General features: G+C 72.6%; 12 protein-coding genes. 7 read left to right on the top strand and 5 right to left on the bottom strand.

Annotated elements, in window-relative coordinates; genetic code table 11:
• Nucleotides 1-87 precede the first annotated feature (87 nt).
• Together ACZ4YL_RS15725 and ACZ4YL_RS15720 are read left to right on the top strand one after the other, a co-directional pair.
• Nucleotides 88-408 carry a DMT family transporter gene (locus ACZ4YL_RS15725; protein WP_189735897.1) on the top strand — a complete coding sequence of 107 codons (321 nt, stop codon included), beginning with the start codon at nt 88-90 and terminating at the stop codon, nt 406-408.
• Nucleotides 408-959, top strand: coding sequence for a TetR/AcrR family transcriptional regulator (locus ACZ4YL_RS15720; protein WP_468116915.1), 552 nt, complete (start codon nt 408-410; stop codon nt 957-959). Before ACZ4YL_RS15725 ends, ACZ4YL_RS15720 begins: the two co-directional genes overlap by 1 nt.
• 208 nt (nt 960-1,167) lie before the next feature.
• Here ACZ4YL_RS15720 and ACZ4YL_RS15715 read toward each other — a convergent pair whose 3' ends face one another.
• Complete coding sequence (locus ACZ4YL_RS15715; RefSeq protein WP_468116913.1) at nt 1,168-2,043, bottom strand: winged helix-turn-helix transcriptional regulator; 876 nt, start codon at nt 2,041-2,043, stop codon at nt 1,168-1,170.
• Nucleotides 2,044-2,166: 123 nt separating this feature from the next.
• Here ACZ4YL_RS15715 and ACZ4YL_RS15710 point away from each other — a divergent pair, with 123 nt between their 5' ends.
• Nucleotides 2,167-3,387 carry an MFS transporter gene (locus ACZ4YL_RS15710; protein WP_468116911.1) on the top strand — a complete coding sequence of 407 codons (1,221 nt, stop codon included), beginning with the start codon at nt 2,167-2,169 and terminating at the stop codon, nt 3,385-3,387.
• A 9-nt stretch (nt 3,388-3,396) separates the two neighbouring features.
• Nucleotides 3,397-4,377, top strand: a complete 981-nt coding sequence (gene dapD, locus ACZ4YL_RS15705; RefSeq protein ID WP_030720326.1) for a 2,3,4,5-tetrahydropyridine-2,6-dicarboxylate N-succinyltransferase — start codon at nt 3,397-3,399, stop codon at nt 4,375-4,377.
• Between the two features lie 229 nt (nt 4,378-4,606).
• Here dapD and ACZ4YL_RS15700 read toward each other — a convergent pair whose 3' ends face one another.
• The 3 genes from ACZ4YL_RS15700 to ACZ4YL_RS15690 form a co-directional block, all read right to left on the bottom strand.
• Nucleotides 4,607-4,861, bottom strand: a complete 255-nt coding sequence (locus ACZ4YL_RS15700; protein WP_468116909.1) for a hypothetical protein — start codon at nt 4,859-4,861, stop codon at nt 4,607-4,609.
• 145 nt (nt 4,862-5,006) lie between these two features.
• Nucleotides 5,007-5,480 (bottom strand): GNAT family N-acetyltransferase, encoded by a 474-nt coding sequence (locus ACZ4YL_RS15695; RefSeq protein WP_468116907.1) that lies wholly within the window; start codon nt 5,478-5,480, stop codon nt 5,007-5,009.
• 69 nt (nt 5,481-5,549) lie between these two features.
• Nucleotides 5,550-7,391, bottom strand: a complete 1,842-nt coding sequence (locus ACZ4YL_RS15690; protein ID WP_468116905.1) for an endonuclease/exonuclease/phosphatase family protein — start codon at nt 7,389-7,391, stop codon at nt 5,550-5,552.
• A gap of 400 nt (nt 7,392-7,791) precedes the next feature.
• Here ACZ4YL_RS15690 and ACZ4YL_RS15685 point away from each other — a divergent pair, with 400 nt between their 5' ends.
• The 3 genes from ACZ4YL_RS15685 (at nt 7,792) to ACZ4YL_RS15675 (ending at nt 11,613) form a co-directional block, all read left to right on the top strand.
• On the top strand, nt 7,792-9,300 hold the full coding sequence (locus ACZ4YL_RS15685; protein ID WP_468116904.1) for a hypothetical protein: 1,509 nt from the start codon (nt 7,792-7,794) through the stop codon (nt 9,298-9,300).
• 144 nt (nt 9,301-9,444) lie between these two features.
• Nucleotides 9,445-9,963: a proline dehydrogenase gene (locus ACZ4YL_RS15680; RefSeq protein WP_468116902.1), complete on the top strand. Its 519-nt coding sequence runs from the start codon at nt 9,445-9,447 to the stop codon at nt 9,961-9,963.
• A 210-nt stretch (nt 9,964-10,173) separates the two neighbouring features.
• The gene (locus ACZ4YL_RS15675; RefSeq protein WP_468116901.1) at nt 10,174-11,613 is read left to right on the top strand and encodes an alkaline phosphatase PhoX; all 1,440 of its coding nucleotides are present in this window, start codon (nt 10,174-10,176) and stop codon (nt 11,611-11,613) included.
• 30 nt (nt 11,614-11,643) lie between these two features.
• On the opposite strand, the gene ACZ4YL_RS15670 is transcribed toward ACZ4YL_RS15675, so the two are convergent.
• Nucleotides 11,644-11,820 carry a hypothetical protein gene (locus tag ACZ4YL_RS15670; RefSeq protein ID WP_189735878.1) on the bottom strand — a complete coding sequence of 59 codons (177 nt, stop codon included), beginning with the start codon at nt 11,818-11,820 and terminating at the stop codon, nt 11,644-11,646.
• Nucleotides 11,821-11,909: the final 89 nt, after the last annotated feature.

The following is an 11,909-nucleotide window of genomic DNA, read 5'->3' as shown; positions in this document are numbered from 1 at the left end:
ACCGTATCCCAGCATGTCAGGGACATGGCGGCGGGTTTCCTGGCTGCTTGTGTACGTGCGTACGCATCGATGTGTACAGTTGTACGCATGCCCTACGTCATGCTTGCCGCGGCCATCGCCGCCGAGGTCGCCGGAACCACCGCCATGAAGTACAGCGACGGCTTCACGAAGCTGTGGCCGTCGCTGGGCACCCTGCTGGGCTACGTCATCGCCTTCACCCTGCTCGCGCAGACGCTGAAGTCGATGTCGGTCGGCACGGCGTACGCGATCTGGGCGGGCGTCGGCACCGCCGCGATCGCCGCGATAGGCATGGTGTTCCTGGGCGAGGCGGCCACCGCCGCCAAGATTGCCGGGATTGCGCTGGTGATCGGCGGGGTGGTCCTGCTGAATCTCGGCGGGGCCCACTGATGACCCCCGCTGTGCGGCGCTACGACCCGGACCGGCGGCAGCGGATCGTCGACGCGGCGCTCCGGGTGGTGGGCGAGCGGGGCATCGCCGGGCTGACCCACCGCAGCGCCGCAGCGGAGGCCGACGTACCGCTCGGGTCGACGACGTACCACTTCAAGACGCTGGACGACCTGCTGGTCGCCGCGCTGCGCCAGGCCAACGAGGGCTTCGCGCAGGCGGTGGCGGACTCGGCCGCACTGGCCGACCCGGATGCGGACCTCGCCGGCGCCCTGGCCCGCCTGCTCGGGGAGTTCCTGGCGGCGGACCGGGGCCGGGTCGAGCTGGAGTACGAGCTCTACCTTGCGGCCCTGCGCCGCCCCGCGCTGCGGCCGGTGGCGGCGCAGTGGTGCGAGGCGATGTCGGCGGCGCTGACCCCGCGCACCGACCCGGTGACCGCGCGGGCGCTGGTGGCGGCCATGGACGGGATCGGCCTGCAGGTCCTGCTGACGGACGCCGCCTACGACGAGGACTACGCCCGCGAGGTCCTGCGGCGGATCCTGCGGCCGGCGTAGGCGCGCCGCCGCCGCTCGGACTCCGCCCCGCGCCCCGGTCCGCGGACACCGGCGGGCCTGCACGGCCGGGTCCGGGCGGGGCCCGGTTCCGGAAGGTGCGGGGGAGCGGCTCCGCAGGCGGCGGCCCGGCGGCCCGGCGGCCCGGTGGCCCGTTGGCCCGGTGGCCCGTTGGCCCGGTGGCCCGGAGGCCCGGAGGCCCGGCGGCCGCTCAGCCTGCGGGGCGTACGGCCGCGAGGGCCGTCCGTACGCTCGCCTCGATGTCCTGGATCGGGTAGATCACCTCGCGGACCGTGCGGTCGCGGTCGATGACGAGCGTCAGCCGCTTGATCCGGCTCGTGCCCGCCGCGCGGAACGTCGGCAGGCGCAGCGCGGCCGTCAGTGCCAGATCCGCGTCCGACAGGAGCGGGAACCGCAGCCGCTCCTGCTCCGCGAACTCCCTTTGCTCGTCCGGGCGCTGGGTCGACACCCCGTGCACGGTGGCGCCGGCCGCGGTGAACTCCGCAAGCTGGTCGCGGTAGGTGCACGACTCGAACGTGCAGCCCCTGGCGCCCGGGATACCGGCCCAGCCGGGCGGGTAGGACTCGGCGCGCGCGTACGCGCCCGGGAAGCAGTACAGGACCGTGAACGGGGTCTCCGCCACCGGGTCGCTCAGCTCGCCGAAACGGTCCGGCAGCAGCAGCGGCGGCACCCGCGTGCCGCGCAGCGCGTGCACCCGTTCCGCCTCGCGCGAGGTCTCGTCGGTCGTTGCCGTCATCTCTCCCTCTCCCAGGACCCAGGTGTCTCCCCAGTCCTGGAGGGCCACCAGGACGGGCAGCAGCCCCCGCCCGCGCGGGGTCAGCCGGTACTCGTGCCGCACCGGGCGCTCCTGGTACGGCTCGCGCGACAGCACCCCGGCCTCGACGAGCAGCTTCAGCCGCTCCGCCAGCACCTTGCGGGACATCCCCAACTCGCGCTGGAGCTCGTCGAAGCGGTGCAGACCGCGCGCGGCGTCGCGCACGATCAGCAGCGTCCACCAGTCGCCCACCACGTCGAGGGCCTGGGCGATGGCGCAGTCCGCGTCGCCGAGGTGTGTGCGCTGGGCCATGGGAACTCCTTCGTCCGTTGACCCAAGGCTGTCATGCTGACATAGTCAGTTCCCAAAGGGAACTTACTCGTCGGGCAGGGGGGCACGGGTGTGCTGCAGGGGTTCAAGGACATACCGAGGGTTGTGTGGCTGCTGGCTGCGGGGGTCTTCGTCAACGCCGTCGTCAGCTTCACCTTCGTCTTCGTCTTCCTCTACCTGACCGGCCCGCGCGGCCTCGGCGCCGCCCAGGCGGGCCTCGTCACCGGAATCAGCGGCATCGGCCTGGTCGCAGGCAACTTCACCGGCGGCTGGTACGGAGACCGCTTCGGCCACCGCCGGGTGCTGCTCGCCGCATCCACCCTCGGGGGCCTGGCCCTCGCGGCCCTCCCGCTGCTCCCCCTGCCACTCCTTTACCTGACCCTGCCCGTGGCCCAGTACGCCTCCGGCGTGATCCGGGCCGCCAACTCCGCACTCGTCGCGGTCACCGTCCCGGAGGGAGCCCGCCGCCAGGCCTTCGCCCTCGTACGCTGCGCCTCCAACGGCGGATTCACCCTCGGACCACCGCTCGGCGCCCTGATCGCCACCGGCCTCTCCTACGACTGGCTCTTCGTCGGCGACGGCGTCGGCACGCTCCTCTTCGCCCTGTGGACCGCGCGGGTCGTCCCGGCTCGCGGCGCTCCCCGTGCACCCTCCGCCGCGGCCCAGGACGGGGGTCCGGGCCGCGGCGAACAGGGCCTGTGGCGGGAGCTGCGCGCCCGCCCCACCGTGCTGGTGCTGCTCGGCGCGATCCTGGTGACCGACATCGTCTACCGCCAGCAGTACTTCACCTTCCCCGTCTTCCTCGCCGACCACGGCCTCGACGCGCGGGCCTTCGGGCTCGTCATCGCCCTGAACGGAGGGGTGATCCTGCTCCTGGAACTGCCCGCCGCCGTCGCCCTGCGCAAGCGGCCGGCCCTGCCGGTCATCGGCGCCGGGATGGTGCTCGTCGGGGCGGGGTACGCGGCGCTGCTGCTCGGGGCCGGGATCGCGAGCGCCGTGACGATGATGATCCTGCTGAGCCTCGGGGAGATCCTCTACAAGACCACCGCCACCGCCCACATGGCCGACCAGGCGCCCGAGCACGCCATCGGGCGGTTCCAGAGCCTGTACGCGGGCGTCTCGGTCAGCGGGGTCGTCCTCGGTCCGCCGCTCGGCGGAGCCCTCTACTCCGTTGCGCCCGGGCTGCTGTGGCCGCTCTGTGCGGTGCTGGCGGCGGGGGCGGGCACGGCGCTGCTGGGGGCGCACGCACGCCAGGCCCGGCACGCGGCGCGACCCGCGCGACCGTCACATGAGACCGGTTCGCAACCGACGGCCGTCGCCGGTTAGGTTTCGGATATGACTGCTACGCGTACCACCGGCGCCGTCGCCGCCGGACTTGCCACCATCACCGCCGACGGCACCGTCCTCGACACCTGGTTCCCCGCCCCCGAGCTGGTCGCCGAGCCCGGCCCGGCCGGCACCGAGCGCCTCACCGCCGACCAGGCCGTGGAGCTGCTGGGCGCCGCCGCGGCCAAGGCGATCCGCACGGACGCGGTCCGCGGCGTCGAGGTCGTAGCCGTCCGCACGGTTATCTCCTCCCTGGAGGACAAGCCGCTGGACGCGCACGACGCGTACCTGCGCCTGCACCTGCTCAGCCACCGCCTGGTCAAGCCGCACGGCCAGAACCTCGACGGCGTCTTCGGCCTGCTGACCAATGTCGCCTGGACCTCGCTGGGCCCGGTCGCCGTCGACCAGGTCGAGACCGTCCGCCTCAACGCGCGCGCCGAGGGCCTGCACCTCCAGGTCACCTCGATCGACAAGTTCCCGCGGATGACGGACTACGTCGCGCCCAAGGGCGTGCGCATCGCCGACGCGGACCGCGTCCGCCTCGGCGCGCACCTCGCCGAGGGCACCACCGTCATGCACGAGGGCTTCGTCAACTTCAACGCCGGCACCCTCGGCACCTCCATGGTCGAGGGCCGCATCTCCGCGGGCGTCGTGGTCGGCGACGGCTCCGACATCGGCGGCGGCGCCTCCACCATGGGCACCCTCTCGGGCGGCGGCAAGCAGATCATCTCGATCGGCGAGCGCACCCTGATCGGCGCCGAGGCGGGCGTGGGCATCGCGCTGGGCGACGAGTGCGTGGTCGAGGCCGGCCTCTACGTGACCGCGGGCACCCGCGTGACCCTGCCGGACGGCCAGATCGTCAAGGCCCTGGAGCTCTCCGGCGCCAACAACATCCTCTTCCGCCGCAACTCGGTGACCGGCGCCGTCGAGGCCCGCCCGTACAAGGCGGCCTGGGGCGGCCTGAACGAGGTCCTGCACAGCCACAACTGACGTCAGCCGACGGCCCCACCGGCCGCACCGTCGTCTCCCGAGCGCCCTCCCGCCGTTCCCCACGGCCGGGAGGGCGTTTCGTGTGGATGCGAGAGCCGTGGGAGGTCCGGACACGGGCGCCCGAGATCCGGCGGGACGGGACTGCGGCGCTGCGTCCGAAGGATGCTCACCGCCGTGAGGCCGAAGGAGCCGACGGGCCGCCACGACGGGCAGGCCGCGGGGCCGGGTGTCAGCTCAGGGGGATCGTGCGGACCAGGCCCGCGAAGGCCTGCTTCTCTGCCTCGGTCAGCTCCACCGACTCCATCGGATGCGCGGCGGAGCCGCGCTGGGCCGGGATCATCGGCAGGCCCTCGGCGGCGGCGGGATCCGAGTGGGGGAAGCGGCTGTCCTCCCGCATGTTGCGGAGGCCGGTGAACCAGACGATCGCGGCCACGAGCAGGACGGCGAGGCCGATTTCCTGAGCGAGGGAGATGGAGGGGAACACGAGGATCCTCCGGGAGTGCGGTCGGTACGAGCCGGTACAAGATCGAGCGTGGAAATACTCAACCACCACAACCGGTCGATTCGGTAGGGATGTGTTGAGCGTCACGCCAGGGCCGAAAGTCCCTGGCTTGTCCGAGAAGGCCCCGTTACGGCTCCAGCTGCAGCTTGAAGCCCTCGTGGCTGCGGGCGAAGCCCAGCCGCTCGTAGAACCGGTGCGCGGCCGTCCGCCGCTTGTTGCTGGTCAGCTGGACCAGGCCGCAGCCGCGCTCGCGGGCCCGCTCGGCGGCGAGCCGCATCAGTTCGGCGCCGAGCCCCCCGCCCCGCCGGTCCGCGCGGATCCGTACCGCTTCCACCAGCGCCCGTTCCTGCCCGTTCTGGCCCAGGCCCGGGATGTACGTGAGCTGCAGGCAGCCGAGGACGACCTCGCCGGCCCCGTCCGCCCCATCCGCCCCGTCCGTGAGGACCAGCATCTCGTTGCGCGGGTCCGCCTCGATCGCGGCGAAGGCCCGCTCGTGCGCCTCGCCGACCACGAACCGGGCCGGGTCGACGACCGAGTCCTCGTCGGCGAGCAGGGCGAGTACGGCGGGCAGGTCCTGGCGGGTGGCCTCACGGAAGATCATGGCGGGATTGTGGCAGGGGGCCCGGCCGGGACGGCGGCCGGACCCCCTGCAGCTGCGGGACCCGAGGGGTTACGGGCGGAAGCGCAGCACCTGCGGGTCGTGGTCGCTGTTCTGCGCCGAGAACTCCGCGTTGATGTGCACGCTGTCGTACGTGAACTTCTTGATCGCCGGGCTGGTCAGGATCTGGTCCAGCACCTGCGCGTTGCCCTGGTAGACGTACGAGTAACGCTCGGCCTTCGGCAGCGACTTGATCGCCGGGTACAGCGCCCCGCCGTCCGCCAGCGCGTCCGTCGTGGCCGAGAACTCGAAGTCGTTGATGTCGCCGAGGACCAGGACGTCGGCGTTCTTGTCCTCCGCCAGGATCTGCTTCACGAAGCCGTTCACGGCCTGCGCCTGGAGCAGTCGCTTGGCCTCCGAGGAACGGACCGGCGGCTGGTGGTGCGAGGTCAGGCCCTCGTCGCCGCCCTTGGAGCCGAAGTGGTTGGCGATCACGAAGACCGTCTTGCCGCGGAAGACGAACTCGCCCGCCAGCGGCTTGCGGCTGTCCGCCCACGCCGGGTTCGCGGGGTCGATGCGGCCGGGGGAGTGGGTCAGGGCGGCCTTGCCGTTCTCCTTGACCACGCCGGTCGCCGTCACCGCGTCGCCCGGGGCGCGCTCGGTGAAGGAGACCCGCGCCGGGTTGAAGAGGAACACCTGGCGGATGTTGCCGCCGGGCTCGCCGCCGTCCTTCTTGTCCTCCGGGTTGACGGTCCGCCACTGGTAGGCCGGGCCGCCCGCCGCCGTGATCGCCGCGGTGAACTTCGTCAGCGTCTGCTCGGCGGAGACGGTGCCGTCGTTCTTGGCGCCGTTGTCGTCCTGGATCTCCTCCAGGGCGAGGACGTCGGGGGAGGCCAGGTTCTCGACGACGGCCTTCGCCAGCGCGTCGAACTTCTCCTGCGGGTCGGTCGGGTCGAGGTTCTCCACGTTGTACGTGGCCACCGCGAGCTCCTGCTCGGCCTGCGGCTTGGTCTTCTCGGGGGCGAGGGTGCCCGCCTTGACGGTGCCGAGGGTGCGGGCCACCAGCGTGTAGCCGCCGAACTGGTTGAAGTCCAGCGGGCCTTCCGTGGTGCCGGTCAGCCGGTCGCCGACGTTGGCCACCGGGAAGGGCTGCTGCGCGAGGGGCGCGAGCTGCTGGATCTGCAGGCGGCCGGTGTTCTGGGACTCGTAGGAGCCGTAGATGGTGCCACCGCGCTTGGCGGTGTTCTCCCAGCCCTTCACCGTGACCCACAGCTCCGAGTACGGGTCGGTGGCGCCGACCACGCGGGAGGTGCCGATCTTGACGTTCATGCCCTCCAGCGACTCGAAGTGGTCCAGGGCGTAGCGCGAGGGCTCCAGGGTCAGACCGTTGATGCTGCCGCCGGCGGCCGGGTCGCCGGCCGGGGCGTACTCGGCGGGCACCGAGTACTCGGTGATCGCGGTGGCCTCGGGCAGCGCGTTGCCGGAGGAGACCACGGTCACCGTCGGCTTGGAGATCTGGGTGACCGACTGGTTGCCGGAGCTCACGCCGCCGGGGATGTACTCGCCGACCGTGCCGGAGACCTTGACCGCGTCGCCCGCGGTGACGGTCGGGACCGAGTTGGTGAAGACGAAGACGCCCTCGCTGGTGGCGTCGTTGTCGTCGGCGTCCGGGTCCTGGATCCAGAAGCCGCGCGAGCCGTACGTACGTACGCCCGTCACGATGCCCTCGACGTCGGTGACCTGCTTGCCGTTGAGCGGGGATATCCGGGTGGTGCCCTGAATGTCGTGGATGCGTATCGGATCGGCGGACACGGCGCCTTCGGCCGCGTCGGCGGAGCCCGCGAGCAGGCCGGTGGCCAGTGCGGTGGCGACGAGGGCCGCGACGGCGGCGGAACGGGGATGCGAGGAGCGCATGGGCAGGAACTCCGGTGTGGGAGAGGGAAAAGGTGGGGGGTGCGGCAGTGAGATCTGCGGGAGGCAAGCCGCTCCCTATACATCTACGCGCGTCAATTTCCTGTGTGGCCAGCAAAGTTGTCAAGCCCTCCAGGGAATACGGCAGCTGACTGTGGGATGAACCAAAGGAGATGGCCCGCCGGACGCGCCCGAAATGCGTCTACGCTGGAGCGCCGTACGAAGGCCACGCCTGTCATCTGCGCCACATCCGCATGCCCGCACTGCCCGTCATGTCGGCCATGTCATCGAAATCCGGGCGCATCTGACGGTCCGGCCGACAGCACGGCCCGTGTCACCAACGCCACACCCCGTTCCACCCGCCCTGCCCCGCCCCACCGCGTCCGCGAGGAGAACCGTCCCCATGTCCGCAGACTCGCACCCCACGCTGCCGCCCGTACGGCTGCACTCCGATGCGGAGCTGGCCCGCGACGCCCTCGGCGCCCCGCTGTTCGCGCGCGCCGTACGGCTCGCCCGCTGGGCCGGACCCGACACCCGCGTCGGCGTCGGCGGCGAGCTCGCCACCGACCAGCTGCCCGAGGCCGCCGCGGTGCTCGGCCTCGACGCCGCCGACGCGGACTCCGCCGGGTACGCGAGCCAGGCCTGGCGCGTGGCCGTGGACACCGGCCTGGTCGACGTGACCGAGCCGGAGGACGACGGCGGGGAAGGCGACGAGGAGCGCTTCGGCACGGCCGCGCCCGGTGAGGACCTCGCGCTGGTGACGAGCGGTACGCCCGGCGACGTGCTCGACCTCTGGCTGGCGGCGCTGGACACGGTGCTTGCCGACGCGGCGGTGCCCGACCTGGACGACCTCGTGGACGCGCTGGACGCGGGCGGCGAGATCGACTTCGACCGGCTGGACTGGAACCCGGGGCGCGAGGCGGACTTCCTCGACGGGGTCCTCGCCAACCTCTACCTGCTCACCGTCACCGAGGGCGGGGCCGCGGACGAACCGGTTCCGCTGCCGGTGCTCGCCGCGTCGATGGTCGTGCCCGACGACATGGGCGAGCCGACCGACGCCGTGCTGGAGCAGGTCTCGGACGCGATGATGCGCCTCGACGACCAGTTCCGGCAGCTGGAGCCGATCGGGCTGGTGCAGTTCCGGCCCGTCGACGAGGAGCTGATGGCGGAGGCCGACGGCCCCCTGGAACCGGAGACCGGGAGTGCCGGGGGTGCCGGGAGCGCCGCGAGTGCTGCGGACGACGAGGACGTCTCGCGCTACGGGATGGTCCGCCTGACCCCTCTCGGCCTGTACGGGATCCGGGCCCGGATGCTGGAGGCCGGGGTCGATGCCCCCGCCGTCGGTGAACTGGCCGAGAAGGGCGCCGACGCCCTCCTCGACGCGGTCTCCTTCTACTCCGAGAGCGCCGCCCAGGCCGAGATCGAGCAGTGGCTGGCCGGCCGGGAACTGCCCGCCGCGGCCGCCGAGCTGCTGGCCGCCGCCCGCGGGGACGACGAAGGCGCCCCGCTGCGCCGGCTCCGGTGCCAGCAGGCCCTGGCGCCCGCCGGACCGGAGGCCGAGCCCGCGGTCCGCTCGGTGCTGGACGACCCGGAGCTCGGCGGGCTCGCCCGGGTCTGGCTGGCGGAGCGCGGGGTGAGCGACGTACCGGCGCCGGACCCGGAGATGGTGTTCTGGCTGACGGTGGACACGATCGCGGCGCAGCTCGCCGCCGACGGGGAGACGGAGGAGCTCCCGCTGCTGATGGAGACCCTGACCGCCCATCACACGGGATTCTTCGAGCAGGTGTGGCGGGTGGAGCACCCGGCGACGGCGTACGTCCTGGAGGCGATGGGCCGGCTGCACCCGGACAAGAAGGCGGCCAAGGAGGCCCGCAAGGCCGCGTTCAAGGCCCGCTCCCGCCGCCCGGCCTAGAGCCTGGCGGCCGGGCCGGTCGGGCGGCGCTTCCTCATCGGGCCGTGCCCGGCCCGCCCGGGCAGGGCACGGCACGGCACGGTGGGGGAGGGATGCCCGAGGGCTGTCCCTGTCCCGCGATCCCCGGCGGACACAATGGGCGCCATGGACTCAGGACTCGCCGCACTGCTGGGCGCCGCCGTCGGCTCCGCCACCACCCTCGGGGCCGCGATCGTGAACGGCCGTGCGCAGGCACGGTCCCAGCACGCCCAGTGGAGCCGCCAGCACCGCCGCGACGCGTACGCCGGCTACCTCGGCGCTCTCCATGACCGGGACATAGCCATGGACGCCGTACTCGACGCGCTGCGCCCGGACGCACCCGACCTGTCCGACCTCGACGAGAAGACGGGCCGCTTCGTCACCCTGGCCCGCGAGGTCCACCGCGCCGCCGAGATCGTCGTCCTCGAAGGGCCGGCCTCCCTCGCCGAGGTCGCCGAACGCGTCACCCACGCTTCCAGCGATCTCGCACACGTCATGCGGCGGATGGCCGCGAACGCCCGCGCCGGGGACACCACCCACAAGGCCGAGGACGCCGCCCTCGCCGCCGAGCGGCAGCGGATCCTCTACCAGGCGGTCAAGGATTTCCGCCTCGCGGCCCGCAGCGCCATCGGCAGGACCGGCTGACCCGAGCCCCCCGGCCGGGGTGCCCGGAGAGGGTGCCCGGGATGGGTGGCGACAATGCGCCGTTCCTGCGGTCGGAGTTGGCCATTCCGGGGCAGGGCAAGGGGTCGGTTCCTCTTGGTGGGTAGTTCAGCCGCCGTTCACGTGCGGGCGAGAGCGTGTGCGCCGACGACCGCACGACAGGCGCACCACCTCCCCACCCCTGGAGACCCGATGCCGCTCAGCCGTAGAGACTTCACCGCTCGTACCGTCATCGCCGGAGCGGGAGTCGCGCTCACCGGGACGGTCGGCGCCCTCGCCACCGCCCCCGGGGCGCTCGCCGCCGAGGACAGCACCGATCGCGACGAGCACGGACGGCCCTGCGAGCCCGGCTACGGCCCGCTCGTCCCCGACCCCGCGGGACTGCTGGCCCTGCCCGCCGGATTCACGTACCGCGTCATCACGCACAGCGGGGTCACCAAGCTGGACTGCGGCGAGACCACCCCGTCCAACCACGACGGGACCGCTGCCTTCGAGGGCCACCGCGGGGTCACCCTCCTCGTCAACAACCACGAGCTCAAGGGCAAGCGGGAGAACTGGGCCCACCCCGTCCCGCTCACCGAGGGACTCGTCTACGACCCGGCCGCGGCCGGCGGATGCACGGTCGTCGAGGTCCGGCGCGGCGGCGAGGTCGCCGAATGGGTGGGCATCGCCGGTACGTCGACCAACTGCGCGGGCGGTGCCACCCCTTGGGGCACCTGGCTGACCTGCGAGGAGAACTCGGACCTGGCCGGCAAGAACGGCATGACGAAGGACCACGGCTACGTCTTCGAGGTCGACCCGCACGACCGGCGCGCCAACCGTGACCCGCGGCCGGTCAAGGCCTTCGGCCGCTACGACCACGAGGCCGTGGTCATCGACCCGCGCCAGGGCCACGCCTACCTGACCGAGGACGCCTCCGGCCCCAACGGGCTGCTCTACCGCTGGACCCCGCCCCGCGGCTTCCACCACGGGCGCGGCAAACTCCGTACGCTCGCGGCCGATGCCGGCGTGCTCCAGGCCGCCAAGTGCATCGACAGCTCCGGCCGGTTCGTCGACGACTTCTCGCGCGCCACGAAGATCGGCACCGTGTACGGGGTCGACTGGGTGGACGTGCCCGACCGCGATGCCCGGACCGTACCGGTGCGCAAGCAGTTCGCGGACGGTGTGGTGACGCGCGGACGCAAGCTGGAGGGCATGTGGTGGGCGGACGGCGGCGCGTACTTCGTCTCGTCCTACGCCCGTGAGGAGAGCCCGGGCGCGGCCCACGACGGCCAGGTCTGGTTCTACGACCCCAAGCGGCGCACGGTCCGGCTCACCGTCCTCATCGGGATCAACGCGGACCCGTCGGTCGACGGCGGCTACGACGGCCCCGACAACATCACCGTGTCCCCGTACGGCGGCCTGATCATCGCGGAGGACGGCTCGGGGCTGCAGCACCTGTTCGGCGCGACCGCGTCGGGACGCACCTACCCGCTGGCGCGCAACGAGCTGAACAACGGGTCGGCCGAGGCGCCGGAGTACTCCGAATTCACCGGTGTCTGCTTCTCCCCGGACGGGCGCACGCTGTACGCCAACATCCAGGTCCCGGGCATCATGCTGGCCATCACCGGACCGTGGCGGCGCGCGCACTGACCGTCGGCGGCGCCACCGCGCACGTGCCGCCTACAGGGCCGGGGAAACCTCCGCGCGCGAGGCCTCGGCCCACTCGGCGAGCAGGAACTCATACGCCTCCGAGGGCCACTCGCCGTCCACCCGGGTCTCGACAAGGTGCCGTATCGCCTCGTTCGCCTCGGCGGCGGACGGGCGGGCGGGCCCCGCGGGGGTGAGTGTCTCGTGCATGGTTTCAAGGCTACGGGCGGGCACTGACAGCCACCTACGGATTACGCGTGGCATCCATCACCCGGGACGCGTACCGGTGGCCGCATGTG

Source organism: Streptomyces sp. NPDC030021 (assembly GCF_055574035.1).
This window is presented reverse-complemented; position numbering and strand designations above follow the sequence as displayed.